The organism is Micromonospora sp. USAFONa4 (assembly GCF_057197825.1).
The window spans coordinates 4,167,062-4,193,035 of sequence record NZ_CM170072.1 but is presented as its reverse complement, the minus strand read 5'-3'; the positions used below and the strand labels follow the sequence as shown (position 1 = coordinate 4,193,035).

At 74.8% G+C, this 25,974-nt stretch carries 22 protein-coding genes; 13 read left to right on the top strand and 9 right to left on the bottom strand.

The window, feature by feature from the left end:
* Positions 1 to 38: 38 nt before the first annotated feature.
* The 4 genes from AC0OO9_RS18650 to AC0OO9_RS18635 all read right to left on the bottom strand — a co-directional run bounded on the left by AC0OO9_RS18650 (position 39) and on the right by AC0OO9_RS18635 (position 3,457).
* Entirely contained in the window at positions 39 to 1,001 is a 963-nt protein-coding gene (locus AC0OO9_RS18650) for a GNAT family N-acetyltransferase (protein ID WP_484511322.1), read from the bottom strand.
* Between the two features lie 98 nt (positions 1,002 to 1,099).
* The gene (locus AC0OO9_RS18645) at positions 1,100 to 1,843 is read right to left on the bottom strand and encodes an SCO6745 family protein (protein ID WP_484511321.1); all 744 of its coding nucleotides are present in this window, start codon (positions 1,841 to 1,843) and stop codon (positions 1,100 to 1,102) included.
* 28 nt (positions 1,844 to 1,871) lie between these two features.
* Positions 1,872 to 2,822, bottom strand: a complete 951-nt coding sequence (locus tag AC0OO9_RS18640) for a hypothetical protein (protein ID WP_484511320.1) — start codon at positions 2,820 to 2,822, stop codon at positions 1,872 to 1,874.
* Between the two features lie 5 nt (positions 2,823 to 2,827).
* A complete protein-coding gene (locus AC0OO9_RS18635; RefSeq protein ID WP_484511319.1) occupies positions 2,828 to 3,457 on the bottom strand; it encodes an MBL fold metallo-hydrolase in 630 nt (209 codons plus the stop codon).
* Between the two features lie 116 nt (positions 3,458 to 3,573).
* Between AC0OO9_RS18635 and AC0OO9_RS18630 the strand changes: the two genes are divergently transcribed.
* Positions 3,574 to 4,578 (top strand): DUF4349 domain-containing protein, encoded by a 1,005-nt coding sequence (locus AC0OO9_RS18630; protein ID WP_484511318.1) that lies wholly within the window; start codon positions 3,574 to 3,576, stop codon positions 4,576 to 4,578.
* Here AC0OO9_RS18630 and AC0OO9_RS18625 read toward each other — a convergent pair.
* Both AC0OO9_RS18625 and AC0OO9_RS18620 read right to left on the bottom strand, forming a co-directional pair.
* Positions 4,535 to 5,794: an amidohydrolase gene (locus AC0OO9_RS18625; protein ID WP_484511317.1), complete on the bottom strand. Its 1,260-nt coding sequence runs from the start codon at positions 5,792 to 5,794 to the stop codon at positions 4,535 to 4,537. The genes AC0OO9_RS18630 and AC0OO9_RS18625 overlap by 44 nt on opposite strands.
* A gap of 707 nt (positions 5,795 to 6,501) precedes the next feature.
* A complete protein-coding gene (locus tag AC0OO9_RS18620; RefSeq protein WP_484511316.1) occupies positions 6,502 to 8,085 on the bottom strand; it encodes an acyl-CoA mutase large subunit family protein in 1,584 nt (527 codons plus the stop codon).
* A 212-nt stretch (positions 8,086 to 8,297) separates the two neighbouring features.
* Between AC0OO9_RS18620 and AC0OO9_RS18615 the strand changes: the two genes are divergently transcribed.
* Together AC0OO9_RS18615 and AC0OO9_RS18610 are read left to right on the top strand one after the other, a co-directional pair.
* Positions 8,298 to 10,466 carry a serine/threonine-protein kinase gene (locus tag AC0OO9_RS18615; protein WP_484511315.1) on the top strand — a complete coding sequence of 723 codons (2,169 nt, stop codon included), beginning with the start codon at positions 8,298 to 8,300 and terminating at the stop codon, positions 10,464 to 10,466.
* Between the two features lie 47 nt (positions 10,467 to 10,513).
* On the top strand, positions 10,514 to 12,238 hold the full coding sequence (locus AC0OO9_RS18610) for a phospho-sugar mutase (protein WP_484511314.1): 1,725 nt from the start codon (positions 10,514 to 10,516) through the stop codon (positions 12,236 to 12,238).
* Between the two features lie 171 nt (positions 12,239 to 12,409).
* On the opposite strand, the gene AC0OO9_RS18605 is transcribed toward AC0OO9_RS18610, so the two are convergent.
* Both AC0OO9_RS18605 and upp read right to left on the bottom strand, forming a co-directional pair.
* On the bottom strand, positions 12,410 to 13,087 hold the full coding sequence (locus AC0OO9_RS18605; RefSeq protein ID WP_358115402.1) for a GOLPH3/VPS74 family protein: 678 nt from the start codon (positions 13,085 to 13,087) through the stop codon (positions 12,410 to 12,412).
* A 77-nt stretch (positions 13,088 to 13,164) separates the two neighbouring features.
* Positions 13,165 to 13,797 (bottom strand): uracil phosphoribosyltransferase, encoded by a 633-nt coding sequence (gene upp, locus AC0OO9_RS18600; RefSeq protein WP_311413748.1) that lies wholly within the window; start codon positions 13,795 to 13,797, stop codon positions 13,165 to 13,167.
* A gap of 132 nt (positions 13,798 to 13,929) precedes the next feature.
* On the opposite strand from upp, the gene deoC reads away from it, so the two are divergent.
* From deoC to AC0OO9_RS18550, 10 genes are all read left to right on the top strand, one after another.
* Positions 13,930 to 14,889 carry a deoxyribose-phosphate aldolase gene (deoC, locus tag AC0OO9_RS18595; RefSeq protein WP_311413747.1) on the top strand — a complete coding sequence of 320 codons (960 nt, stop codon included), beginning with the start codon at positions 13,930 to 13,932 and terminating at the stop codon, positions 14,887 to 14,889.
* A gap of 6 nt (positions 14,890 to 14,895) precedes the next feature.
* A complete protein-coding gene (locus AC0OO9_RS18590) occupies positions 14,896 to 16,326 on the top strand; it encodes an aldehyde dehydrogenase family protein (protein WP_484511313.1) in 1,431 nt (476 codons plus the stop codon).
* Positions 16,319 to 17,143 carry an aldehyde dehydrogenase family protein gene (locus AC0OO9_RS18585; RefSeq protein ID WP_151457508.1) on the top strand — a complete coding sequence of 275 codons (825 nt, stop codon included), beginning with the start codon at positions 16,319 to 16,321 and terminating at the stop codon, positions 17,141 to 17,143. The genes AC0OO9_RS18590 and AC0OO9_RS18585 overlap by 8 nt, the downstream gene beginning before the upstream one ends.
* Positions 17,144 to 17,369: 226 nt before the next feature.
* Positions 17,370 to 17,828 (top strand): BlaI/MecI/CopY family transcriptional regulator, encoded by a 459-nt coding sequence (locus AC0OO9_RS18580; RefSeq protein ID WP_484511312.1) that lies wholly within the window; start codon positions 17,370 to 17,372, stop codon positions 17,826 to 17,828.
* A gap of 10 nt (positions 17,829 to 17,838) precedes the next feature.
* Entirely contained in the window at positions 17,839 to 18,744 is a 906-nt protein-coding gene (locus AC0OO9_RS18575) for a M56 family metallopeptidase (protein WP_484511311.1), read from the top strand.
* 277 nt (positions 18,745 to 19,021) lie between these two features.
* Entirely contained in the window at positions 19,022 to 20,272 is a 1,251-nt protein-coding gene (locus AC0OO9_RS18570; RefSeq protein WP_484511310.1) for a cytochrome ubiquinol oxidase subunit I, read from the top strand.
* A 10-nt stretch (positions 20,273 to 20,282) separates the two neighbouring features.
* Positions 20,283 to 21,290: a cytochrome d ubiquinol oxidase subunit II gene (locus tag AC0OO9_RS18565; protein ID WP_484511309.1), complete on the top strand. Its 1,008-nt coding sequence runs from the start codon at positions 20,283 to 20,285 to the stop codon at positions 21,288 to 21,290.
* Positions 21,287 to 22,963, top strand: coding sequence for a thiol reductant ABC exporter subunit CydD (gene cydD, locus AC0OO9_RS18560; protein ID WP_484511308.1), 1,677 nt, complete (start codon positions 21,287 to 21,289; stop codon positions 22,961 to 22,963). The genes AC0OO9_RS18565 and cydD overlap by 4 nt, the downstream gene beginning before the upstream one ends.
* Positions 22,960 to 24,744 carry a thiol reductant ABC exporter subunit CydC gene (gene cydC, locus AC0OO9_RS18555; protein ID WP_484511307.1) on the top strand — a complete coding sequence of 595 codons (1,785 nt, stop codon included), beginning with the start codon at positions 22,960 to 22,962 and terminating at the stop codon, positions 24,742 to 24,744. Before cydD ends, cydC begins: the two co-directional genes overlap by 4 nt.
* Before the next feature lie 92 nt (positions 24,745 to 24,836).
* Positions 24,837 to 25,493 carry a permease prefix domain 1-containing protein gene (locus tag AC0OO9_RS18550; protein WP_484511306.1) on the top strand — a complete coding sequence of 219 codons (657 nt, stop codon included), beginning with the start codon at positions 24,837 to 24,839 and terminating at the stop codon, positions 25,491 to 25,493.
* Between the two features lie 104 nt (positions 25,494 to 25,597).
* Here AC0OO9_RS18550 and AC0OO9_RS18545 read toward each other — a convergent pair whose 3' ends face one another.
* Positions 25,598 to 25,939: a PadR family transcriptional regulator gene (locus AC0OO9_RS18545; RefSeq protein ID WP_484511305.1), complete on the bottom strand. Its 342-nt coding sequence runs from the start codon at positions 25,937 to 25,939 to the stop codon at positions 25,598 to 25,600.
* Positions 25,940 to 25,974: the final 35 nt, after the last annotated feature.

Below are 25,974 nucleotides of genomic sequence, written 5' to 3'. Positions count from 1 at the left end.
GGGCGGGGCCCCCATCCGGCCCCGCCCGGCGTCGTCAATCACACACCGGCGGCCGGCACGACCAGCTCGTACATGTCGACCCAGCGCACCTCGCGCAGCCCCACGGACCGGTAGAGCGAGAGCGGCGCGGTCGGGTTGGCCAGGTCGACCCCGAGGCCGACGGACTCCCGGCCCTTCTGCGCGTACCGGGCGAACGCGTGGTTCAGCAGCGCCGCGCCCACCCCGCGACGACGGTGACCGGGCAGTACCGCGAGGTTCCTGACCCACCCCTCGTTCCGGTCGAGCGCCTGGTCGGACGACCGGAGTACGCCGGCGGGCCGCCCGTCCACCTCGGCGACGAACCACTCGTCCCAGGCCGTCCCGGGTTTGATGAGGGCCCGCCACCGGTCGTAGCCGGACGGCTCGTAGTCGGGGGTGTCGCGGAAGGCGGTGTCGAAGATCCGGTGGAAGTCGCGCAGCTCCGCCTCGTCGCCCGGACGCACCGGCCGGACCGTCACCCCGGGCGGCGGTGGCGGCGGCTCGCCGGGCAGCCCGACCAGCGACCGGCGCATGAGCTGGTACCGCTTGACGAAGTCGAACCCCGCCCCGGTCAGCTCGGCCGCCCACCGGCGCTCGGGCTCGCAGGCGGGGCAGCGCACGGTCAGGTCCGGCAGGCCGCGCTCGGCGGCCCGCGCGGCCACCCGGTCCAGCTGCCGGGCCAGCAGCGGCCCCCGCACCTCCGCGCCCCGGTCCGGGTCGACGAACACGTCGACGAACTCCCGCCCTGCCCCGGTCTCGTTCTGCAGGATCGCCCAGGCCACCAGCGTGCCCTCCGGATCCGTCACCACCCAGGAGTCCCGCTCCGGGTCGACGTTCGGCGCGGTGAGCGCGTCGCGCACGTCGTCGGCGTCGAAGTCCGGGTAGCCGATGGCGAAGGTGTCGGCGGCGTGCACCACCGCCAGGATCGCCGGTACGTCGTCCAGGGTGGGTCGGCGGGCGTGCCAGCCGGCGGGAAGAGTCACGGGGGCGATCCTGACAGGCGGGCCGGCGGGTCGCCGCCGATTTTCCGGCCCGCCCCGGCGGCCGGGTCCCGGCGGGGGTCCCGTTCCTGCGCGGCGGCTCAGCCCGGGTCGGTCAGGTGGGCCCGGGTCGCGGTGAGCAGTTCCACCAGTTCGGTGCCGTCGGCCGGGCCGAGCGCCGCGAAGGCCGGCGAGGCCAGCCGGTCGGTCACCGCCTCGGCCCAGAGCCGCCTGCGCACCAACGGCCCGACCGGCGGGTACGGCGGCGGCCAGCCGCAGGCGACCGCGCCCGCCTCCCCGTCCGGACCGGCGAGCACGGCCTCCAGCGGGGTCATCCCGCTGGCCCGGACCGCGATCAGGTGGGCCCCGGCGAAGTGCTCCCGGAGCAGGCGCAGGCCGACGGCCGCCCGGGCGCCGGCCGTCCGGACCGGCACCGGCATGGCGCGCCAGGCCGCGAAGAGCGGCATGCCGCTGGCGTCCGCGGCGTCGACCGCGCGGCTGAGCAGGGCGGCGAGCCGGCTCACCCCGGCGAGGGCGTCGAGCCGTTCCTCGCCCCACCGGCAGCACTCGACCACGGTGGCGGCGGCCACCTCGACCGGCGGGACGACCCGGCGGGCCGCGTCCCAGCCGTCGGCGACGGCTTCGGGGGCCAGGAAGCCGAGGGCGGCGGCGACCGTCTCGGCGCGCACGTCCCCGAGGGCCCCGGCCCGCCCGGTGACGTAGAACGCCCAGCCGGGGATGCCGAGCAGCCGGGCCCGACGCAGGGTGGTCGGGCAGCGGGTGAAGACGTCACCGAGGTCCAGCACGATCGGCTTGCTGGCCGCGGCGACCTGTTCCGGCGTCATCCGCCCGCTCCCCGTCCGTCCACAGGGGTCAGTCTGCCGCGCCGCCGCCCGACTCGGCATCCCCCTCTTCGGCGTCGAGGGCCTCCACCGCCGCCTCGACCTCGCCGGCGCGGCGGCGCGCGGCCGTCACCGTGCGTTCCGCCCCGCGCCGCGCCAGCCTCGCCCGGCTCAGGTCCTGCTCGGCGACAGCCCGGCGCCGCTCCAGCTCGGCCAGTTCCGCCTCGATCGCGTCCAGGGCGCCGACGCCGTCGCGCTCGGCCGCCGTCGCGCCGGCCAGCTCCGCCTCGGCGCGTTCCTGGTCGGTACGCGCCCTGGCCAGCTCCTTCTCCAGCGCCCGCCTGCGGCGCGCCCGCTCCGCCCGGGCGGCCCGTTCCGCCTGCTCGGCGCGGAGCGCGGCCCGGTCGACGCCGCCCCGCTGCTTCCCGGTCGGCTCGGGCCGGGGCGCCGGCGCCGGCTCCTCCCCGCCGGTCACCAGCCGCAGCTGGGGGCGGGGCACCTCGCCGAAGCCGGCGTAAGTGGCGGCTTTCAGCAGCCGGCCGGAGCGGACCTGTTCGGCCACGTCGGTGTCGGCGAGCGCGGCGTTGAGGGTGGCCTCCACCTCGCCCAGCGGCAGCTTCCCGGCCGGCGGGGCCTCCTCCATCCCGGCCGCCAGCTTGCGTACCTCGGCGACGAGTGCGCCGACCACCGCCCGCCGCTGGGTGGAGAGTTCCCGCAGCCGGGGCCCGCGCAGCTCGCGTTGGGCGGTGCGCAGGGCCTCGGCGAGCTGGGCCAGGTCGGCGACCAGCTCGGGGCGGCGGATGGCGAGCAGGTTGACCAGCCAGGCCGCCACGGTGGGCCGGCGCAGCCGGGCGATCTCCCGGGCGGCCTTCGGGTCGCCGGCGCGGCGGGCCTCGGCGACGGCCTCGTCGCGGATCGCGACGAACCGGTCCGGCGGGGTGGTGTAGAGCCGGTGCACCAGCTCTCGGGGCGGGCCGGGCATCGCCGTCAGACGTCGATCCGGGTGCCCGGTTCGAGCCGGCGGTACTCCACGTCGGACAGCCGGGTGAAGTTGCCGTTGAGCACGTTGAGTCCGTTGTCGTTGAGCAGCCCGTCGTGCAGCGCGTACGCCCGGCGCGGGGCGACCGCCCGGAGGAAGTCCAGCGACTCGGAGAACTTCGTCCACGGCGCGTGGATCGGCAGGAAGAGCGTGTCGACCTGCGCGTCCTCGGGGACGACCAGGCTGTCCCCGGGGTGGTACACCGTGTCGTTCAGCAGGTACGCCAGGTTGTCGATCACGGGGATGTCGGGGTGGATCACGGCGTGCCGGCCGCCGTGGGCGCGTACCGGCACGCCGGCGGCCGTGAACGACTGTCCGGGTCGGACCGCGTCGAGCGCCTCGGCGGCGTCGCCCAGAGTGGCGGCCAGGGACGCCGGCCCGTGGATGACGAAGCGCCGTCGGTCGAGCTGCCGGATGACCGCCTCGACGTCGAGGTGGTCGGGATGCTCGTGGGTGATCAGCACCGCGTCGGCCCCGTCGAGCGCAGCCGGATCGCTGAACACGCCCGGGTCGATGACCAGCACTCCCCCGTCGTGTTCCACCCGCAGGCAGGAGTGGGCGTACTTGGTGAGCTGCATCGTGACTCCAAGATTATCGAATCGTGATGTCCTGAGCGCAGTCTGCCGGAACCGACGTGGGGACGTGTCACGTCTGACGTATCGCCCCGCACGGGGGCGAGGACGATGGAGGCGGGATGGACGGACGGGATCGGCGACGTCGAGGCGTACGGCTGACGGCCGCCGCGCTGGTGGCGCTGTTCGCGCTCGCGGGTTGCGGCAGCGACGCGCGGGACAACGCGGACAGCGGGCCGGCGGCGGCCCCGGCGGAGCGGGACCGGGCCGGTGGCGCGGCGGACCAGGCCGGGGACTCGGCGGGGGGCGCGGCGGAGCGGGGCGGCGGCAAGGCCGAGCAGGGCAGCGGCGCCGGCGCACCGGACCTGCGGGTCGACCAGCGCTCCATCATCTACACGGGCACGATGCGCGTGCAGGTGGACGATGTGGACGAGGCCGCGCGGAGCGCGATCGCCACGGTCACGGCGGCCGGCGGTTTCATCGGCGGCGACCAGCGGCGCAGCGCCGACGCGGACGCGCGGGCCGAGCTGGAGCTGCGGGTGCCGGCGGCGAAGTTCCACGGCGTCGTCGACGAGCTGGCGAAGCTCGGCCGGCAGCAGCGGCGGGAGATCCGCACGGAGGACGTCACCGAGCAGATGGTCGACCTGGACGCGCGGATCATCACCCAGCGCGCCCGGGTGGAGAGCGCCCGCAAGCTGCTGGCGAAGGCGACCTCGATCAGCGACCTGGTGTCGCTGGAGAACGAGCTGTCCCGGCGGGAGGCCGACCTGGCGTCGCTGGAGGCGAAGAAGGAGCGGCTGGCGGACCTGACCAGCCTGTCGACGATCACCGTGTCGCTGGTCGGCCCCGACGCGAGCACCGCCGACGAGGAGACCGAGGTCGGCTTCCTGGTGGGGCTCAAGGGCGGCTGGAAGGTCTTCCTGACCTCCATGACCATCCTGCTGACGGTGCTGGGTGCGGTGCTGCCGTGGCTGCTGGCGATCGGCGTACCGGTGACGGTGCTGCTGTTGGTGCTGCGCCGGCGGCGGCGGCGTACGGCCCCGCCGGCGATGACGCCGACCGGACCGGCCGCGCCGCTGCCGCCTACCGCGCCGCCGCCAGTGCCCGCAGCGCGGTCTGGACCATGAGTCGTACGCCGACCGGGATGGCCCGTTCGTCCGCGTCGAACGAGGCCCGGTGCAGGTCCACGTTCGGGCCGGAGCGGCCGACGCCCAGCCGGGCGAGCGCGCCGGGGACGTACTCCAGGTACCAGGAGAAGTCCTCGCCGCCCATGCTCTGCGGGGTCTCGGCGACGCCCTCCGGCCCGAGCGCGGCGACGGTGGCGCCGGTCAGGACCTGGATGGCCCGGGAGTCGTTGCACACGGGCGGGCGGCCCCGCAGGTATTCCAGGTCGACGGTGGCCCCGGTCGGCGCGACGACGTCGCGGACCACCTGACCCACGATCTTGGGGGCCAGCTCCCAGGTGTCGCGGTCCATCACCCGCAGGGTGCCGGAGGCGCACGCCTCGGAGGGGATGACGTTGTAACGGGTGCCGGCCGAGGCGTGGCCGAAGACCAGCAGCAGCCCGCTGTTGGCCGGCACCCGGCGGCTGACCAGGGCCGGCACCTCGGTGATGAGGCGACCCAGCGCGTCGACCAGGTCGACGGTCAGGTGCGGGCGCGCGGTGTGCCCGCCCGGGCCGGTGAGCCGGACGGTGACGTTGTCGGCGGCGGCGGTGATCGGGCCGACCCGCAGGCCGATCTGCCCGACCGGCAGGTTGGGATCGCAGTGCAGCGCGAAGATCTGCACCACGTCGTCCAGGCCGCCGGCCTCGATGACCTCCAGCGAGCCGCAGGGCAGGATCTCCTCGGCGGGCTGGAAGATCAGCCGGACCCGGCCGGGCAGCTCGCCGAGGTCGGCGAGCTGGGCCAGCAGCATGCCGACGCCGAGCATCACGGTGGTGTGCACGTCGTGGCCGCAGGCGTGGCAGACGCCGTCCACCGTGGAGCGGTACGGCACGTCCTTCGAGTCGGTCAGCGGCAGGGCGTCGATGTCGGCGCGCAGCGCGACCACCGGGCCGTCGGGGCGGCCGTCGATGTCGCAGATGACCCCGTTGCCCTTCGGTAGCAGCCGCGGCCTCAGCCCGGCCAGGGTGAGCTCCCGGGCGATCAGGGCGGCCGTCTCGAACTCCTCGCCGGAGAGCTCCGGGTGGGAGTGGAGGTGGCGACGGGTGGCGACCAGCCCGGGCACCCGGAGGGCGAGCAGGTGGTCCAGCTCGAACGGCAGGGGCTGGGAGCCGGACGGCGCCTCCGGCCAGGACGACGCCAGCTGGTTGCCGGTGGGCAGCGTCAACGCACTCGTCACGTCGAATTCTCGTTCGCTAGAGATGGATGGATCATCAGGAACAGCAGACAGCCTAGACCTCCGACGGTGACGCTGCGCAACGTCGTTCCGGTAGCCGTCGGACCGCACAGCGTCACGTATGCCCTGCTCGGAGCGCTCGTAGATCTGCGGGACAGCAGGTAGATCGCGGTCGAACGCCGTCATCCGCCTCCCACCTCCTACAACGCGTAATCGGCCCGGCCGTCGCGAAATCGATGCCGATCGCAGAGGCCGCTTTTCCGAATTGTCGCATTAGTCGGTCACACCGACGGACACTCCGACAATTACCCGACCATCGCCCGAGCGAGGGCACCCGAGACGGTCACACACCCCGTCGCCGACCAACCGCACACCGTGTGCGTCCACGTCCACCCGGTCGGGTTACCCCCGAACCCGTCCGGCACACGCCGTGGCCGGTCGGCCACGGCGCCCCGCACCGCGCGCGGCCCTACCGGCGGCGTCGCCGGGACTGCTCCACGCGCCCGCGCCGCCGATGGGCGGCCAGCGTCTGCTCCGACTGTAGCGCTCCGCCCCGCACGCCCGCGACCAGCGGGAACGTGCCGTGGGCGGGTCGTTACCCGCACGTGCACCGGCCGGTTACGGCGCGGGGGTGAAGCGGCGCCGCACCGGACGCCGACGGCCGCCCGCCCCGACGCGGCGGGAGGTCGGACAGCCGTCGGCCGGCGTGATCAGAACCGGTCGCTCGGGCGGTACAGCCCCCACACCTGGCGCAGGGTGCCGCAGACCTCGCCCACGGTGGCGCGGGCCCGCAGCGCCTCCCGCATCGGGTAGAGCACGTTCTCCGTGCCCTCGGCGGCGGCCCGCAGCTCGGCCAGCCCCCGCTCGACCGCCCCGGCGTCGCGCTCGGCACGCAGCCGGGCCAGCCGCTCCGCCTGCGCCGCCTCGATCGTCGGGTCGACCCGCAGCGGCTCGTACGGCTCCTCCTCCTCGACGGTGAACCGGTTGAGGCCCACCACCACCCGCTCGCCGGAGTCGATCTCCTGCGCGATCCGGTACGCGGACTGCTCGATCTCCCGCTTCTGGAAGCCCGCCTCGATGGCGTCGACCGCCGAGCCGTGGTCGGCCACCCGCTCCATCAGCTCGGTCGCCGCGGCCTCGATCTCGGCGGTCATCGCCTCCACCACGTACGAGCCGGCGAACGGGTCGACCGTGGCGGTCAGGTCCGTCTCGTACGCCAGCACCTGCTGGGTGCGCAGCGCCAGCCGGGCCGCCTTCTCGGTGGGCAGCGCGATCGCCTCGTCGAAGCTGTTGGTGTGCAGCGACTGGGTGCCGCCGAGCACCGCGCCGAGGCCCTGCACCGCCACCCGGACCAGGTTGACCTCCGGCTGCTGGGCGGTGAGCTGCACGCCCGCGGTCTGGGTGTGGAAGCGCAGCATCATCGACTTCGGGTTCCTGGCGCCGAAGTCGTCGCGCATCAGCCGGGCCCAGATCCGGCGGGCGGCCCGGAACTTGGCCACCTCCTCCAGCAGGGTGGTGCGGGCGACGAAGAAGAACGACAGCCGGGGCGCGAAGTCGTCCACGGCCAGGCCGGCCGCCAGCGCGGCCCGGACGTACTCGACGCCGTTGGCCAGGGTGAACGCGATCTCCTGCGCGGGCGACGCGCCGGCCTCGGCCATGTGGTAGCCGGAGATGGAGATGGTGTTCCACTTCGGCACCTCCTTGCGGCAGTAGCCGAAGGTGTCGGCGACCAGCCGCAGCGAGGGCTTCGGCGGGAAGATGTACGTCCCGCGGGCGATGTACTCCTTCAGGATGTCGTTCTGGATCGTGCCGTTGAGGGCCGAGCCGGCGACCCCGTTCTCCTCGGCCACGAGCTGGTAGAGCAGGAGCAGCACCGAGCCGGGCGCGTTGATGGTCATCGAGGTCGAGACCTTGTCGAGCGGGATGCCGTCGAAGAGCAGCCGCATGTCGTCGATCGAGTCGATGGCCACCCCGACCTTGCCCACCTCGCCGTGCGCGATCGGGTCGTCGGAGTCGTAGCCCATCTGCGTCGGCAGGTCGAAGGCCACGGAGAGACCCATCGTGCCGGCCCGCAACAACTGGTGGTACCGCGCGTTGGACTCGGTGGCGGTGCCGAAGCCGGCGTACTGGCGCATGGTCCAGGGGCGGGAGGTGTACATGGTGGGGTAGACCCCCCGCGCGTACGGGAACTCGCCCGGGCCGCCGAGCCGGGAGTCCAGATCCTCCGGAAGGTCCGCCGCCGTGTAGACGCCCTTGATCGGGAAACCGGACTCGCTTGACCGCGGTTCGCTCATTAGCGGATGGTAGGACGCGCGACGGCGTCGGCGGGTGAGGGATACCGCACACCGGGCGACGCGTCGACGGGCATCGACGAGAGGTGAACGCTCGGACACGTACCGTCCAGTTCGACAACGTCCGCCGCGTCGGGTTTCGCATCGGGCGTCGGAACCAGCAAGATAGGGGGGTTGTGTCCCAGCCCCCCTCGAATTCCCCCGGTGGCTTTTCTGTGACTCAGATCCCGACGTGGAGCGGCGGACCAGTCAGTTCCCCCAACGGACGCGCGACGCCCGGCACGACCATCGGCGAGCGCTACTCGCTGCGTTCGGCGGTGGGCAACGGCGGCATGGGCACGGTCTGGCGTGCCACGGACACACTCCTGCGGCGGGACGTGGCCGTCAAGGAGGTCGTCCTGCCCCCGGGGCTGGCCCCCAGCGACCGCGACGCCATGTACGAGCGCACCCTGCGCGAGGCCCGCGCCGCGGCGGCCATCCAGCACCCGGCCGTCGTCCAGGTCTACGACGTGGTCACCGAGGGCGGCCGGCCGTGGATCGTGATGGAGCTGCTCGACGCCCGCAGCCTCGCCGACATGGTCATCGAGGACGGGCCGGTCGCGCAGCGGGTGGTCGCCAAGATCGGCATCGCCCTGCTCGGCGCGCTGGAGGTGGCGCACGCGATCGGCGTGCTGCACCGCGACGTCAAGCCGGCCAACGTGCTGATCTGCGCCGACGGGCGCTGCGTGCTGACCGACTTCGGCGTGGCCCGGATGCCCACCGACGTGCAGCTCACCACCCCCGGGATGGTGCTCGGCTCGCCGCACTTCATCTCCCCCGAGCGGGCGATGGGCCAGGAGTTCGGCCCGCCGAGCGACCTCTTCTCGCTGGGCGTCACGCTCTACACGGCGGTGGAGGGGCGGCCCCCGTTCGACAAGGGCGACCCGATCGAGACCATGCACGCCGTGGTCGAGGACCCGCCCGCCCCGCCGCAGCGCAGCGGGCCGCTGGCCCGGGTACTGATGGGTCTGTTGGAGAAGGACCCGGCCCGCCGCCTCGACGTGCACACCGCCCGGGCCATGCTGCGCGAGCTGCTCGCCGGCCCGCTGACCAGCAACGCCGCCGCCGTGAACTCGGTGACCGACCCCTACTCGGTGGTCCCGGTGCAGCGGCCCGTGCCGACCCCGCCGGCCGCCGCACCGGAGCAGCCGAAGCCGAGCGGGCAGATCGGCGGCCGGGCGATGCTCAACCCCGGCGAGTCGCTCACCGACCGGCTGGCGGCGCTGCGCCGGGGCGAGCGCCCCGCGCAGGCCGCCCTCGCCGCGAGCCCCGCCGCGATGGACGACACCAGCGCCGACGCCCTGGCCGGGCCGCTGCACACCCCCACCGGCGCGATGCCCGCGCCGAGCGGTTCCACGCCGGCCGGCCGCACCTACGGCGGCGCCGAGGCGACCCAGCGGATGACGTCCGGCGGGTCGGACGCCACCCAGCAGCTACGCACCAACGCCGCCGGCCTGGTCGGCTTCAGCGGCCCGACCGAGGCGACCCAGCGGGTGAAGGCGGGCACGCCCACCTTCGGCACCCCGCCCGAGGCCACCCAGCGGGTGGGCGCCGGAGCGCCCGTCTTCGGCGCACCGCCGCCGGAGGCCACCCAGCACCTCGGCGGCACCTACGGCGGCGGCCAGTGGTCGGTGCCGGGCACCGGGCAGCCGTGGGCGACCCCCGCCACCGCGCCCGCCGCGAGCGGCCCGGGCGGCGGCTTCGGCGGCCGGGTCGGCGCCGTCGGCAACCAGCTCGTCGGCACCGTCAAGGGCTGGCCGCGCAAGGTGCAGCTCGCCGCCGCCGGCGGCCTGGCCGCGCTGCTGCTGATCGGGGCGGTCGTCCTCTTCACCGGCGGCGACGACCCGGCACCGACCGTCCCGCAGGCCGCCCCGACGTCGCAGGCCCCGGCCGCCGGCGTGCCCGAGATGAAGGAGCACACCGGCAAGGGCGTACGGGTCATGGTGCCGCAGGGCTGGGAGATCAAGAGCGCCGGCAACTGGGTGGACTACGTCGACCCGGAGGACGAGGGCCGCAAGGTCCGGATCCTGGTGGAGGACTTCCGCACCAACTCGATGCGCTGGGCCGAGGTCGCCGAGGACGGCCTGAAGAACCGCTCCAAGTCCTGCGCCAAGCCGTACGCCCAGCTCGCCATGAACGAGGTGCAGTGGGTCGGCAAGGCGGCGGCCGAGTTCGAGTACACCTGCGGCGAGGGCGAGGCCAAGCGGCACGGCGTGTGGCGCGGCGTGGTCCACGAGGGCAAGGTCTACTCGTTCTACCTCACCTCGACCGACACGAAGTTCGCCGACAGCCGGCCGATCTTCGACGAGATGGTGAAGTCGTTCCAGCTCACCGAGGCCGGCTGAGCCCGGGGGAAGCGCGGTGGTGATCCGCCGGCGTGCTATCAAGAGACATGCCGGCGGAAACCACTGACATCGACGACATTCGCGAGCAAGCGCGGCGCTGGCTCGACGACGATCCCGACCCGACCAGCCGGGAGGAGTTGCGGGCGGTGCTCGACCGCCTGCCGGCGAGCGCCCCGGAGCTGGCCGACCGCTTCGCCGGCCCGCTGACCTTCGGCACCGCCGGGCTGCGCGGCCCGCTGCGCGCCGGCCCCAACGGGATGAACCTCGCGGTGGTCACCCGGGCCGCCGCCGGACTGGTCGGCTGGCTCGCCGCCCAGGGCGGCTCCGGCCCGCTGGTGATCGGGTACGACGCCCGGCACGGTTCCCGCGAGTTCGCCGAGCGGACCGCCCAGGTCGCCACCGGCGTGGGACGCCCGGCGCTGCTGCTGCCCCGCCCGCTGCCCACCCCCGTGCTCGCGTACGCGGTGCGCCACCTCGGGGCGGTCGCCGGGGTGATGGTGACCGCCAGCCACAACCCGCCGCAGGACAACGGCTACAAGGTCTACCTCGGCGCGGAACTGGGCGGGGCGCTCGGCGACGGCGCCCAGATCGTGCCCCCGGCCGACGCCGGCATCGAGGCCGCGATCCGGTCGGTCGGGCCGCTGGCCGAGGTGCCGCTCGGGCCGGCCGGCCAGGTGCTCGGCGACGACCTGGTGGCCTCCTACGTGGAGCGGGCCGCCGCCGTCATCGACCCGGACGGGTCGCGCGACCTGGCGGTGGCGTACACGCCGCTGCACGGGGTGGGCGCGGCGGTGCTCACTGCGGCGTTCGCCCGCGCGGGCTTCCCCGTGCCCGGTGTGGTGCCCGAGCAGGCCGAGCCCGATCCGGCGTTCCCGACCGTCTCCTTCCCCAACCCGGAGGAGCCGGGGGCGGTGGACCGGCTGGTCGCGCTGGCCGAGGCGACGGGCGCGGACATCGCCATCGCCAACGACCCCGACGCGGACCGCTGCGCGGTGGCCGTCCGGGACACCGGTCCCGCGATGAGCACGCAGGCAGCGGTCGCCGGCCCGGATCAGCCGGCGGCGAACCCGCCCGGCTGGCGGATGCTGCGCGGCGACGAGGTGGGCGTGCTGCTGGCCGACCACCTCATGCGGCGCGGCGTGACCGGCCTGTACGCCACCACGATCGTGTCGTCGTCGCTGCTGCGGGCGATGTGTGCCGCCCGGGGCCTGCCCTACGACGAGACGCTGACCGGGTTCAAGTGGATCGTCCGGGCCGGCGGCGGGTCCGAGCCGCTGGTCTTCGGCTACGAGGAGGCGCTCGGCTACTGCGTCGCCCCCGGGCACGTACGCGACAAGGACGGCATCACCGCCGCGTTGGCCGTGGCGGAGCTGGCCGCCGGGCTCAAGGCGCAGGGGCGCACCCTGACCGACCGGCTGGACGAGCTGGCCGCCGAGTTCGGCGTGCACCACACGGACCAGCTCTCCGTACGGGTGGACGACCTGCGGCTGATCGCCGACGCGATGGCCCGGATCCGGGCCGCCACCCCGACGACGCTGCTCGGGCAGCCGGTCACCGAGGCGCAGGACCTGCTCCCCGAGGCGGACGTGGTGATCCTGCGTACCGGCACCGCCCGGGTGGTGATCCGCCCCTCGGGCACCGAGCCGAAGCTCAAGGCGTACCTGGAGGTGGTGGAGCCGGTGGCGGACGGCGACGTCGCCGCAGCCCGCGCCCGCGCCACCGCCGCGGCAACCACCCTCCGCAAGGAGATGGCCACCACCCTGGGCCTCTGAACCCCACCCCCGCCCACCCCGCCCCACCCCCGCCCCCGCCACGTTGATCATGAGGTTAGCGGCATTGGAAAGCGCTTCCCCGGGCCGCCAACCTCATGATCGACGGGGTGTCGGGGGTGGGGGGCGGCGGGGTGGGGCGGGGTGGGCGGGGTGGGTCCAGGCGGGGTGGGGTCAGCGGCGGGGGCCCAGGGCGGCGTCGACGGCGCTGCCCAGGGCGGCCACGACGAGGCCGACCGAGGGGCGGACCACGGAGTCGTCCAGGCTGACGGTGCCGGAGAAGCCGGAGCCGCCGGCGATCTCCTCCAGCCGCTGCCGGGCCTCCCGGGCCGCGTCACCGCTCAGGCCGAGCGCCGGTTCCATCCGCAGCACCGCCACCAGGGTGGCCAGGGCCGCCGTCCGCTCGTCGGGCAGCTCGCCGCTGGCCAGCGCCTCGGCGAGCCGGCGTCGGGTGTCCGCCTCGACGGCCGGGTCCACCGTCGGGTAGCGGTGCACGTGGATGAAGCCCAGCTCGGTCTCGTCGACGTCGCGCACCACGCCCTGGGCGCACAGGTCGCCGAGGATCTTGTCGCGCAGGCCGTGGCGCAGCCGCTGCACCCAGGACGAGGGGCTGTGCGGCGTGTCGGCGGCCATGCGGGCGAGGACCCCGTCGACGAGCGGCTCGCCGGTGGGCGTCGGGTCGACCACCGTCAGGGACCCCTCGGAGTACACGATCCGCCCGGCCAGGGCCAGTTCGATCAGCACCGCGGCGGCCATCCCCAGGTCGAGGCTGATCCGCGGCATGGTCGCCTTGCCGGTCTCGTCGTCGTACGCGAGGAGAAGCAGCTCTTCGGCGAGCGCAACACCAGTCATGGCCGGAGACGGTAGCGGCTGCGCGCATCCCGCGCACGGACTCGCGCACGGATTCACGCGCAGCCGCGCGGCGGACCTCAGAAGCGGGGCATGCCACCGAACTGGCGGTCGCCGGCGTCGCCGAGCCCCGGCACGATGAACATGCTGTCGTTGAGCCCCTCGTCGATCGAGGCGGTGACCAGGCGCAGCGGCAGGCCGGAGCGCTCCAGCCGCTCGATGCCGACGGGCGCGGCGAGCACGCAGAGCACGGTGATGTCGGTGCAGCCGCGGTCGGCCAGCAGCCGGCAGCAGTGCTCCAGCGAGCCACCGGTGGCGAGCATCGGGTCGAGCACCAGCACCGGCAGGCCGCTCAGGTCGCGCGGCAGCGACTCCATGTAGGCGCGCGGCTCGTACGTCTCCTCGTCCCGGGCCAGGCCGACGAAGCCCATCGAGGACTCCGGCAGCAGGCCGAGCGCGGCGTCGGCCATGCCCAGGCCGGCCCGCAGCACCGGTACGAGCAGCGGCGGATTGGCCAGCCGGGTGCCCTCGGTGCCGGTGACGGGGGTCTGCACCGGGTACTTCTCGACGGGGAAGGAGCGCGCGGCCTCGTACACCAGCATGGTGGTGAGTTCGTGCAGCGCCGCCCGGAACGAGGAGGAGTCGGTGCGCGCGTCCCGCATGGCGGTCAGCCGCGACTGGGCGAGCGGATGGTCAATGACGTGTACGTCCACGATCGCTCAACCTACCGGTCCACCCGTCCCGGCACTGCGGGTGCGGCCGGAGGGGCGACCTCGCTCACCACCGCGCCCGCGACGGCACGGTGACCAAGATCACTGTCCGGCCGGGTGCGTAGACTTCGGGGCATGACGGCGACAGCGACGTCGGCCCGGTCGGAGCTCTCCGAGTTGGGACGATCCGAGACCGCTCTGCGGACCTTCCTGCACGGCCTGCCCGGCGTGGACCAGGTCGGCGCGGAGCAGCGGGCGGCACAGCTCGGCACCCGCTCCATCAAGACCACCGCCAAGGCTCAGGCCATCGACCTGGCGATCCGGATGGTCGACCTGACCACCCTCGAAGGGGCGGACACCCCGGGCAAGGTGCGGGCCCTCGCGGCCAAGGCGCTGCGCCCCGACCCGGCCGACCCGTCCTGCCCGCACGTGGGCGCGGTCTGCGTCTACCCCGCGATGGTGCCGCACGTGGCCGAGGTGCTGCGCGGCTCCGGCGTGCACCTGGCCAGCGTGGCGACCGCCTTCCCGTCGGGCCAGGCCCCGCTGGAGGTCAAGCTCGCCGACACCCGGGCCGCCGTGGCGGCCGGCGCCGACGAGATCGACATGGTGATCAACCGGGGCGCCTTCCTCGCCGGCCGTTACCAGGAGGTCTACGACGAGATCGTGGCCACCAAGGAGGCCTGCGGCGACGCGCACCTCAAGGTCATCCTGGAGACCGGCGAGCTGGCCACGTACGACAACGTGCGGCGCGCCTCCTGGCTGGCGATGCTGGCCGGCGGCGACTTCATCAAGACCTCCACCGGCAAGGTCCCGGTCGCGGCCACCCCGCCGGTGACGCTGGTGATGCTGGAGGCCGTCCGCGACTTCCGGGCCGCCACCGGGCGGCAGGTCGGCGTGAAGCCGGCCGGCGGCATCAAGACCACCAAGGACGCCATCAAGTACCTGGTGATGGTCAACGAGACCGTCGGCGCGGACTGGCTGGACCCGGACTGGTTCCGGTTCGGCGCCTCCAGCCTGCTCAACGACCTGCTCATGCAGCGCACCAAGCTGACGACCGGCACCTACTCCGGTCCCGACTACTTCACCCTGGACTGAGAGCCGATGTTCGAATACGCACCCGCCCCCGAGTCCCGCTCGGTGGTGGACCTGAAAGCCTCCTACGGGCTCTTCGTCGACGGGGAGTTCGTGGACCCCACCGACGGCGGCACGTTCAAGACGGTCAACCCGGCCTCCGAGGAGGTGCTCGCCGAGGTCGCCGAGGCCGGCGCGCAGGACGTGGACCGCGCCGTCCGCGCCGCCCGCCAGGCGTACGAGAAGGTCTGGGGCCCGATGCCGGGCCGGGACCGGGCGAAGTACCTCTTCCGGATCGCCCGGATCCTCCAGGAGCGCTCCCGCGAGCTGGCCGTGCTGGAGTCCCTGGACAACGGCAAGCCGATCAAGGAGTCGCGTGACGTCGACCTGCCCCTGGTCGCGGCGCACTTCTTCTACTACGCCGGCTGGGCCGACAAGCTGGAGCACGCCGGCTTCGGCGCGAACCCACGCCCCCTCGGCGTGGCCGCGCAGGTCATCCCGTGGAACTTCCCGCTGCTGATGCTGGCGTGGAAGATCGCCCCGGCGCTGGCCGCCGGCAACACGGTGGTGCTGAAGCCGGCCGAGACGACGCCGCTGACGGCACTGCTCTTCGCCGAGATCTGCCAGCAGGCCGACCTGCCCGCCGGCGTGGTCAACATCGTCACGGGCGCTGGCGAGACCGGCCGGGCGCTGGTCGAGCACCAGGGCGTGGACAAGGTCGCCTTCACCGGTTCGACCGAGGTCGGCCGGGCCATCGCCCGCTCGGTCGCCGGCACCCGCAAGAAGCTCACCCTGGAGCTGGGCGGCAAGGCCGCCAACATCGTCTTCGACGACGCCCCGATCGACCAGGCCGTCGAGGGGATCGTCAACGGGATCTTCTTCAACCAGGGGCACGTCTGCTGCGCCGGCTCCCGGCTGCTGATCCAGGAGAACGTCGCCGACCGGGTGCTGGAGTCGCTGAAGCGGCGGATGGCCCAGCTGCGCGTCGGCGACCCGCTGGACAAGAACACCGACATCGGCGCGATCAACTCGGCCGCGCAGCTCGCGCGGATCCGGGAGCTGTCCGACGCCGGGTCCGCCGAGGGCGCCGAGCGCTGGTCGCCGCCGTGCGAGCTGCCGGAGCGCGGCTTCTGGTTCGCGCCGACGATCTTCACCGGGGTCACCCAGGCGCACCGGATCGCCCGCGAGGAGATCTTCGGCCCGGTGCTGTCCGTGCTGACGTTCCGCACCCCGGCGGAGGCCGTCGAGAAGGCCAACAACACGCCGTACGGGCTGTCGGCCGGGATCTGGACCGACAAGGGCTCCCGGATCCTGTGGATGGCCGACCGGCTGCGCGCCGGCGTCGTCTGGGCCAACACGTTCAACAAGTTCGACCCCACCTCGCCGTTCGGCGGCTACAAGGAGTCGGGCTACGGTCGCGAGGGCGGCCGGCACGGGCTGGAGGGCTACCTCAATGTCTGAGCGGGTCGCGGTACGCAAGACGTACAAGCTCTTCATCGGCGGGAAGTTCCCGCGCAGCGAGTCGGGACGGTCGTATCTCGTGCAGGACGCCAACGTTTCCCTCGCCTCCCGCAAGGACGCGCGGGACGCCGTGGTCGCCGCCCGCGCCGCCGTGAAGGGCTGGGCCGGGGCGACGGCGTACAACCGGGGTCAGATCCTCTACCGGGTCGCCGAGATGCTGGAGGGCCGGCGCGAGCAGTTCGTCGCCCTCGGCGTGCCCGGCGACGAGGTCGACGCGGCCGTGGACCGCTGGGTCTGGTACGCCGGCTGGTCCGACAAGCTCCCCCAGGTCTACGGCGGCGCCAACCCGGTCGCCGGGCCGTACTTCAACCTGTCGGCGCCCGAGCCGACCGGCGTGGTGGCCGTGGTCGCCCCCGAGTCCCCGGCGCTGCTCGGCCTGGTCAGCGTGATCGCCCCGGCGATCGTCACCGGCAACACGGTGGTGGTGGCGACCTCGCCGACGCAGCCCCTGGCGGCCGTGACCCTGGCGGAGGTGCTCGCCACCTCCGACCTGCCCGGCGGCGTGGTCAACCTGCTCACCGGCCGGATCGCCGAGACCGTGCCGGCGCTGGCCGCCCACATGGACGTCAACGCCATCGACCTGACCGGGGTGGCCGACGCCGAGCTGGCGACGGAGCTGGAGGTCAAGGCGGCGCAGAACCTCAAGCGGGTGCTCCGGCCGGCCCCGGCCGACCACGACTGGTCCGCCGACCCCGGCATCACCCGCATGACCACCCTGCTGGAGACGAAGACGGTCTGGCACCCCAAGGGGGTGTGACTGTTCTGTCCCGGGGTTTTCCGGGGGAGCCCCGCCCGCTCCGGGCGGTCAGGCTTGATCCCTGCGCGGGCGGGGCTCCCCCGGAAAACCGTTCGTGGACAGGTTCGTGGGAAAGCTCAGCTCAGGTGTGCTGCCTCGGGTGGGGTGAGCGCTCGGGGTGCTGCCGTGGGTGGCTGTGGTGGTGTGCGGGGCGGGGCGGGTCTACTACGGGGGGTAGGATTGCGGCGTGACTCGGCTTGGTGATCTCGAACGTGCGGTGATGGACGTTTTGTGGGACTCGGTCCCGGGCACGTCGGACGGGATCACCGTGCGCGAGGTGGCCGACGCGCTGGACGGCCGCGAGCTGGCGTACACGACGGTGATGACCGTGCTGGACCGGCTCGCCGGCAAGGACATGGTGCAGCGCGAGCGGGAGGGGCGGGCCTGGCGTTACCGGGCCGCCGCCAGCCGCGAGGCGTACATCGCCCAGCTCATGCTCGACGCCCTCGACCTCGGCGGCAGCCGGGACGCCGCGCTGGTGCGCTTCGCCCGCTCGGTGACCGGCACCGAGGCCGAGGTGCTGCGCGCCGCCCTCGGGGCCGAGGCCGAAGGCACCGGGCACGACGGGAGCGCGCTGACCGACCGGGTCGAGGCGCCGTCGGTCGACGGCGTGGCGCCCCGGACCGGCAAGGCAGCGGACAGGTAGGGCGGCGGTCGTGGCGTACGCCCTGCACTTCGCCGCGTCGATGCTCGCCTGCTGGCTGACCGCGCAGGTGCTGGCCCGCTCCACCTGGACGTGGCGCAGCCCCCGGGTCGCGATCGTCTGCTGGCAGGCGGTCGGGCTGGCCCTCGGGCTCTCCGCCATGGGCGTGCCGATGGCGCTGGGCCTGTCCGCCTACGACCGCCCGACCGGTAGCGCGCTGGTCGCCCTCGCCACCGACCTCGCCCACGGCACCCTGCCCGTCGGGCTGGGCGCGCCGCACCTGGCCGCCGTCGGGGTGGGCTTCGGCATCGGCGCGGTGCTGCTGACCACGACCGTCCGCAGCATCCACGGCACCGTACGCGCCCAGCGCCGGCACCGGGACCTGCTCGCCCTGGTCGCCCGCCGGGACCCGACGGTGCCCGGGGCGCTGGTGCTGGACCATCCGAGCGCGGCGGCATACTGCCTGCCCGGGATGAAGCCCCGGGTGGTGGTCAGCGCGGGCACGCTCGACCTGCTGGACAGCGCCGAGTTGGCAGCCGTGCTCGCCCACGAGCGGGCGCACGCCCAGGAACGGCACGACCTGGTGCTGCTGCCGTTCACCGCGCTCAGCCGTGCGCTGCCCTGGTTCGCCTGGGTCCGCGAGGCGCACGACCGGGTCGCCCTGCTGGTCGAGATGCGGGCCGACGACAAGGCCCGGGAGGCGCACGCCGACGCCCCGCTGGCCGGTGCGCTGCGCCGGTTCGCCGCGGCCGGCAACCGGGTGACTCCGGCCGGCACGCTCGGGCTGGGCGACCGGGACCTCGACGTCCGGGTGCAGCGGCTCCTGGTCGCCGACCGGCCGCCGCGGCTGCTCGGGGCCGCCGCGCTGACCGTGGCGACAAACGTGGCCGCCCTGCCGGTCTCCCTCTTCCTGAACTGATCCGCGCCGGCCCGCCCCCGCGCCGCCCGCTTCCCTCGGCGGCACCCGGGGACCGTCGGCGTGCTCCCGCGCACGGTGGAGTTACCGCCGCGTGGATCGCCGCCGGACATGCTGGGACCGGACCGCCCGCGTACGCGAACCGCCAGGCGTCCCACCCTCCCCCACGGCTACTACAAAACGTCGTAGCATCGTCTACGACGAGCCATAGTAGTCATGCGTAGGCAATCTACGTGTAGGCTCGCTACGACAAGTGAGCCAACCGTACGGAGAGCCGGCCATGGACACCCTGCTCCTCGCCCGCCTGCAGTTCGCCACCACCACCTCGATCCACTTCCTCTTCGTGGCGGTGACCCTCGGCCTCGTGACCCTGCTGGTCGGTCTCCAGACCGCCTGGGTGATCACCAACAAGCCGGTCTACGAACGACTGACCCGCTACTGGGGCCAGCTCTACGTGATCAACTACGTGCTCGGCATCGCCACCGGCATCGTGATGGAGTTCCAGTTCGGGCTGAACTGGAGCGGGCTGTCGCGCTACGTCGGCAACGTCTTCGGCGCGCCGCTGGCCATCGAGACGCTCGTCGCGTTCTTCCTGGAGTCGACGTTCCTCGGCATGTGGATCTTCGGCTGGCACCGGCTGCGTCGGGGCGTCCACCTCGCCCTGCTCTGGGGCGTCGCGATCACCGCGTACGCCTCGGCGTTCTGGATCATGGTGGCGAACTCCTGGTTGCAGAACCCGGTCGGCTACGAGGTACGCGACGGGGTCGCGCATCTCACCGACTTCGCCGCGCTGCTGGACAACCCCACCTTCCGCGTGGCCTTCGGGCACGTCGTCACGGCGGCACTGCTCGTCGGCGGAATGCTGATGGCCGCGGTCAGCGCGTGGCACCTGGTCCGGCGCACCGACGACTTCGCGCTGCACCGCAAGGGGCTACGCATCGGCCTGATCACCTCGGCGGTGGCGATCTTCTTCGTGCAGGGCTTCGGCTTCGCCCAGTTCTTCGCGATCAGCGACGTGCAGCCCACCAAGTTCGGCGACGACCCCGCCGCCGCGCCGCTGATCGCCGAGTGGACCGCCCGGTTCGGCCCCGGCGACTACACCCCGCCGGCCCTCGCCGATGTCGGCCTCGGTTTCATGATCCTCATCGGCTTCACCCTCGGCCTGCTCTGGCTGATGCTCCCGCTGCTCTGGCGGGACTGGGTGATTCGCCTGCGCGTCCCGCTGTGGATCCTCCAGTTCGCCCTGCCGCTGCCGTTCGTCGCGATGATCCTCGGCTGGATCGCCCGCGAGGTCGGCCGCCAGCCCTGGGCCGCGTACGGGCTCCTGCCCGTGGACCAGGCGGTGTCGCCGGTCAGCCCCTGGCTGATGCTCACCTCGCTGATCGGCTTCAGCCTGCTGCTCGGCGCGCTCGCCGTCGCCAACTGGGTGCTGCTGGCCCGGCACGCCGCCCGGGGCGCGCACGACCCGGCCCTGGGGCGGCAACCGGACCAGCCGCCGGCCGACCCCCACCCCGAGCCCGCCTTCGCCTGAGGAGACGACCGTGGAACTCGCCTGGTACGCCCTGCTCGGGCTCTTCTTCGCCGTCTACCTGGTGCTCGGCGGCTACGACTACGGCGTCGGCCTGCTGCTGGCCCGGGGCACCGACCCCGCCCGCCGCCGCGCCGCGCTCAACGCGGTCGGCCCGTTCTTCCTCGGCAACGAGGTCTGGCTGGTGGCCGCCGTCGGCATCCTGTTCGGCGCCTTCCCCGTGCTGGAGGGGGAACTGCTCTCCGGCTTCTACCCCGCGGTGCTCGCCGCGTTGACCGGGGTGATCCTGGTGACCGCCGGCGTGCAGCTGCGCAGCCGCCCCGACGGGCAGCGGGCCCGCGCCTCGTGGGACCGGATCGTGGTCGTCGGCAGCGTGCTCGCCGCGCTCGGCTGGGGTGCCGTGCTGGCCGGGCTGCTCCAGGGCGTACCGCTGCACGCCGACGGCCACGTCGCCGGGGTGACCCACCTCTTCACCCCCTTCGTGGCCGCCGCCGGGCTCGCCGTCGTCGCGCTGGTCGCGCTGCACGGTGCGACCTTCCTCACGCTCCGGCTGCCCGCCGCCGACGCCGCGCCGGTCGGGCGACTGGCCGCCCGGCTCGTCCCGGTCGCGCTCGCCACCGTCGGCGCGGCCACCGTCCTCGGCCTGCTCTCCGCCGACGTACGCGCCGCCGCACGGCAGCCGGTGGTGGGCGTACTGCTGCTGTCGTTGCTGGTCGCGGCGCTGCTGACGGCCCGCGCGGCGCTCGCCCGGCGGCGGCCGGGGCTGGCCTTCGCCGCCACCTGCGCGTCCCTGGCGCTGCCGGTGGCGCTGGCCGGCGCGACCATCTGGCCCTACGCGCTCGTCTCCACGGTCGACCCGGGCGCGTCACTGACCGTGGCCGACGCGGCGGCCAGCACCCCCACGCTGCGGCTGCTGAGCTGGCTGACGCTGCCGCTCCTGCCGGCCCTACTAGGCTTTCAGGCGATGTGCTGGTGGGTGTTCCGGGGACGGACCGACGGCAGGGCACCGGTGTACTGGTGAACCGCCGTCCCTTCGACCCGCGTCTGCTGCGCCGGGTCCCGGGGGCCCGGCGCGACCTCGCCGTGCTCGCGCTGCTCGGCGTGCTGGCCGCGGGGCTGGTCGTCGCGCAGGCCACGGCGCTGGCCGCGCTGCTGGCGACCGCGTTCGAAGGGCGGCTCGACCGGCCCGCGCTGGCCGGTTTCGCCACCGCGGTGGCCGCCCGCTCGCTGCTGGTCTGGGCGCAGGGCACGGTGTCGGCGCGGGTCGCGGCGACGGTCAAGGCGGCGCTGCGGGCCGACCTGCTCGGGGCGGTCGGGCGGCACGGCCCCGGCTGGGTCGCGGGACAGCGCGCCGGGCAGCTCGCCACGCTGACCGGGCGCGGGCTGGACGCGCTCGACGCGTACTTCACCGGCTACCTGCCGCAGCTGGTGCTCAGCGTCACCGTGCCGCTCGCCGTACTGGCCCGGATCTTCCTCGCCGACTGGAGCTCGGCGCTGATCATCGCGGTCACCCTGCCGCTGATCCCGATCTTCGGCGCGCTGCTCGGCTGGCAGGCGCAGGCCGCCACCGAGCGGCAGTGGCGGCGGCTCTCCCTGCTCGGCGGGCACTTCCTCGACATGGTCGCCGGCCTGCCCACCCTGCGCGCGTTCGGCCGGGCCCGGGCGCAGACCGACGTGGTCCGCCGGATGGCCGACGGCCACCGGGTCGCGACCATGAAGACGCTGCGGATCGCGTTCCTGTCCGCGCTGGTGCTGGAGCTGGTGGCCACCCTCTCGGTGGCGCTGGTCGCCGTGCCGGTCGGCGTGCGGCTGCTCGGCGGCGGGCTGACCCTCCAGACCGCGCTGCTGGTGCTGCTGCTCACCCCGGAGGCGTACCTCCCGCTGCGGGCGGCCGGTGCCCGCTTCCACGCCAGTATGGAGGGGCTCACCGCGCTGGACGAGGCGCTGACCCTGTCGGCCGCCGCGCCCGCGCCGGCGCGCGACGCGGGCGCGGCCGTCCCCGACGGCCGCGGCGAGATCCGGTTCGAGGGGGTGACCGTGGCGTACGAGCGGACCACCGCCCTGCGCGACGTCACGCTGACCATCCGCCCGGGCGAGCGCGTCGCCGTGATCGGCCCCAGCGGCGCCGGCAAGAGCACCCTGCTCGGCCTGCTGCTCGGCTTCGTCACTCCGACCGCCGGCCGGGTCACCGTGGGCGGGGTCGACCTGGCCGACGCCGACGCCGACGGCTGGCGCCGCCAGGTGGCCTGGGTGCCGCAGCGGGCCCACCTCTTCGCCGCCCCGCTGGCCGACAACATCCGGCTCGGCGCGCCGGACACCCCGGACGCCGCGCTCGCCACGGCGGTCCACGACGCCGCCCTGGACGACGTGGTCGCCGGGCTGCCCGACGGGCTCGCCACCGTCCTCGGCGAACGCGGGCACGGCCTTTCCAGCGGGCAGCGGCAGCGGGTCGCGCTGGCCCGCGCGTTCCTGCGGGACGCGCCCGTGGTGCTGCTCGACGAGCCGACGGCCCGGCTGGACACCGCCGCCGAGGCCGTCGTCCTCGACGCCACCCGCCGGCTGGTGGCCGGGCGGACGGCGCTGCTGGTGGCGCACCGGCCGGCGCTGCTCGCCGACGCGGACCGGATCCTGCGCATCGAGGACGGCCGGGTCACCGAGCTGACGCCCACGGCGGCCGGGGAGGCCACCCGATGACCGACGACCGCCCCGCCGACGACGCCCGGACCGGGCCGGGGCGGGCCGGCTCCGCCGAGCGGGCCGTGCTGCGGCTGGCTCGGCCGTACCTGAACCGGCTGCTCGGCGCGGGGCTGCTCGCCGCCGCCACCGAGTTCGCCGGCCTCGCCCTGATGGCCACCGCGACCTGGCTGCTGATGAGCGCCGCCGGCCAGCCCCCGCTGGACCGCCTCACCGTCGCGATCGTGGCGGTCCGGGCGCTGGCGATCAGCCGGGGCGTGCTCCGCTACACCGAACGGCTCGCCGGGCACGACGCCGTGCTGCGGCTGATCACCGACGTCCGGGCCCGGGTCTTCGGCACCCTCGCCGCCCGCCCGACGGCCCGGCAGCGCTCCGGCGACGCGCTGAGCCGGCTCGTCTCCGACGTGGAGGCCGTCCAGGACCTGCTGCTGCGGGTGCTGGTGCCGGCCTCGGCGGCGGCGCTGGTCAGCGTGCTCGCGGTCGGCGGGGCGGCGCTGATGTCGCCGGCCGCCGCCGGGGTGCTCGCGGTCGGGCTGCTGGTCGCCGGGGTGGCGCTGCCCGCCCTGGCCACCGCGCTGACCCGGCGCGCCGCCGCCGAGCTGGCGCCGCTGCGCGGCGCCCTCGCCACCGACGCGGTCGACCTCACCCACGGCGCCGCCGACCTGGCCGCGTTCGGCGCCACCGGGCACGCGCTGGAGGCGGCCGGGGCACGGGCGCGGCGGCTGGCCCGGTTGGAGCGGCGGCTCGCCGCCACGGGCTTCGCGGTCGACGCGGCGGGGGTGCTCGTGGCCGGGCTGACCGCCGGCGCGGTGGTGCTCGCCGCGCTCGCCGACGACGTGGACGGGGTGCTGGTCGGCGTCCTGGCGGTCGGCACGCTCGCCGCCGTGGAGATCGCGCTGGCGCTGGTCGGGGCCGCCCGGCAGTGGACCCAGCTGCGGACCGGCCTGACCCGGGTCGCCGCCCTGCTGGACGCCCCGGCCGGTCCGGCCACCTCCGACGGCGCCGAGGTCGGCCCGGGGCCGTACGACGTGCGGTTCGAGGAGGTCACCGTCCGGTACCGGGAGGGCGCCCCGCCCGCTCTGGACGGGTTCAGCCTGGACCTGCCGCCCGGTCGCCGGGTCGCGGTGGTCGGGCCCAGCGGCGCGGGCAAGAGCACGCTGGCCGCCGTCCTCACCGGTGCGGTGCGCCCCGCGCACGGCCGGGTCACCCTCGACGGGCGCGGGCTGTCGGAATACCGGGCCGAGGAGTTGCCCCGCGCGGTCGGCGGACTGCTCGCCGAGGCGTATGTCTTCCACGCCTCCGTGCGGGAGAACCTGCTGCTCGGGCGGCCCGCCGCCAGCGAGGAGGAGCTGGCGGCGGCGACCGCGGCGGCCGGGCTGCTGGACTGGGTGCACGAGCAGCCGGACGGCTGGGACACCGTGGTGGGCGAGGAGGGCGGCCAGCTCTCCGGCGGCCAGCGGCAGCGGCTCGCGCTGGCCCGGGCGCTGCTCGCGGCGCCGGGAGTGCTGGTGCTCGACGAACCGACCGAGGGGCTCGATCCCGCCGCCGCCGACGCGGTGCTCGCCTCCGCGCTGGCGGCCGCCCCGGCCGGGCACTCCGTGCTGCTGATCAGTCACCGGCTCAGCGGGCTCGCCGACCTGGACGAGATCGTGGTGCTGGACGCCGGGCGGGTGGCCCAGCGCGGCCGGCACGCCGAACTGGTCGCCGCTCCCGGCTGGTACCGGGACCAGTGGCTGATCCAGGAGGCGGCCGAACGCGGGTACCTGGCGCTGCGCCCCTGACCTCCGGCCGGCCCGACCCGCCCGCCGGCTCCGGGTCGGGCCAGGGTTTGTCCCCGACGACGTCCGGCGGCGGCCCGTGACAGGGTGGGGCCATGCGGGGCGAGGACGACGCGACGACGGTGGAGGAGCGGCTGCGGGAGCTGGGCGCGCACCTGCGGGGGCCGCGCCGGCTCAAGTCCGACCTGCTGACCGAGGCACGGCACGGGCTGCTGGACGCCGTCGAGGCGTACCGGGCCGACGGGCTGCCGGCGACGGAGGCGCAGCGCCGGGCGGTGGCCGAGTTCGGCTCGCCGGCGCAGCTCGCCCCGGCCTACCAGGCGGAGCTGGCGGCGGGCGCGCTGCGCGGGCTGTCGCTGCGGGTCATCGCGCTCGCCACTGTCGCGTTCGTCGCCGGCGACCTCACCTGGCAGGGGTCGAGCTGGGGCGGCTCCCCGCCGCCGGCCGCCTACCAGCTGCTGTCGGCGTCGGTGGGCTGGATCTGGGCGGCGGCGTTCGCGCTGGCCGCGACAGGGCTGCTGCGGGCCGGCCGGGCGGCGCTGCGCGGCGGCGCCGACCGGGCGGTGGGGGCGGCCCTCGTCGGGGTCCTCGCCCTCGGCGTACTGACCGGCTCGGCACTCTTCGCGTGGTCGATCGGCCTCTGGGACGACGCGCTCACCTGGCCGCCGATGATCATCGGCGCGGTGGTGGCCGCTGCCGGCTACCTCTGGCTCGGCCGGGCCGCCCGCACCTGGCTGCTCGCCGCCCGCTGATCCGGGCCACGGATCAGCGCCCCGCCCGGGTCGAGGGCTGCCGCCCGTCCCGCACGGCGGAGGACGGACGAGGGACACCGGCCCGTCGCAATGGCCGGTGCCCGTCAGGCCGGCGCCGCCGGCGGGGTGTCGGTGTCGAGGAACCGGCCGACGGTGGAGCGGAACGCGCGCCACCCGGACCGCTCGCCGGCCAGCGCCCGCCGGCCCTCGTCGGTGAGTTGGTACGTCCGCCGTTCCCGCCCGTTGACGGTGCTCCAGGTGCTGGCCACGTGGCCGGCCCGCTCCAGCCGGCGCAGCGCGGGATAGATGGTGCCGGTCGGCAGGTCGAGCTGCCCGTCGCTGCGGTTGCGCAGCGCCTCGATGATCGCGTAGCCGTGCAGCGGACCCTGCTCGAGCACCGCGAGCAGCAGCGCGTCGAGGTGTCCGTGCAGCGCCTGGGCCTTCATGTGTAGCAACGCTACTTGTCGGCCGCCCGCTCCGC

Excerpts from the sequence above, each read along its gene's own strand:
- AC0OO9_RS18605 (WP_358115402.1), bottom strand. The coding sequence starts at position 13,087 with ATGACTGGTGTTGCGCTCGCCGAAGAGCTGCTTCTCCTCGCGTACGAC.
- cydC (WP_484511307.1), top strand. The coding sequence starts at position 22,960 with ATGACCGACGACCGCCCCGCCGACGACGCCCGGACCGGGCCGGGGCGG.
- AC0OO9_RS18585 (WP_151457508.1), top strand. The coding sequence starts at position 16,319 with ATGTCTGAGCGGGTCGCGGTACGCAAGACGTACAAGCTCTTCATCGGC.
- AC0OO9_RS18545 (WP_484511305.1), bottom strand. The coding sequence starts at position 25,939 with ATGAAGGCCCAGGCGCTGCACGGACACCTCGACGCGCTGCTGCTCGCG.
- deoC (WP_311413747.1), top strand. The coding sequence starts at position 13,930 with ATGACGGCGACAGCGACGTCGGCCCGGTCGGAGCTCTCCGAGTTGGGA.
- AC0OO9_RS18635 (WP_484511319.1), bottom strand. The coding sequence starts at position 3,457 with ATGCAGCTCACCAAGTACGCCCACTCCTGCCTGCGGGTGGAACACGAC.
- AC0OO9_RS18610 (WP_484511314.1), top strand. The coding sequence starts at position 10,514 with ATGCCGGCGGAAACCACTGACATCGACGACATTCGCGAGCAAGCGCGG.
- AC0OO9_RS18590 (WP_484511313.1), top strand. The coding sequence starts at position 14,896 with ATGTTCGAATACGCACCCGCCCCCGAGTCCCGCTCGGTGGTGGACCTG.
- AC0OO9_RS18645 (WP_484511321.1), bottom strand. The coding sequence starts at position 1,843 with ATGACGCCGGAACAGGTCGCCGCGGCCAGCAAGCCGATCGTGCTGGAC.
- AC0OO9_RS18550 (WP_484511306.1), top strand. The coding sequence starts at position 24,837 with ATGCGGGGCGAGGACGACGCGACGACGGTGGAGGAGCGGCTGCGGGAG.
- AC0OO9_RS18570 (WP_484511310.1), top strand. The coding sequence starts at position 19,022 with ATGGACACCCTGCTCCTCGCCCGCCTGCAGTTCGCCACCACCACCTCG.
- AC0OO9_RS18620 (WP_484511316.1), bottom strand. The coding sequence starts at position 8,085 with ATGAGCGAACCGCGGTCAAGCGAGTCCGGTTTCCCGATCAAGGGCGTC.
- AC0OO9_RS18640 (WP_484511320.1), bottom strand. The coding sequence starts at position 2,822 with ATGCCCGGCCCGCCCCGAGAGCTGGTGCACCGGCTCTACACCACCCCG.
- AC0OO9_RS18630 (WP_484511318.1), top strand. The coding sequence starts at position 3,574 with ATGGACGGACGGGATCGGCGACGTCGAGGCGTACGGCTGACGGCCGCC.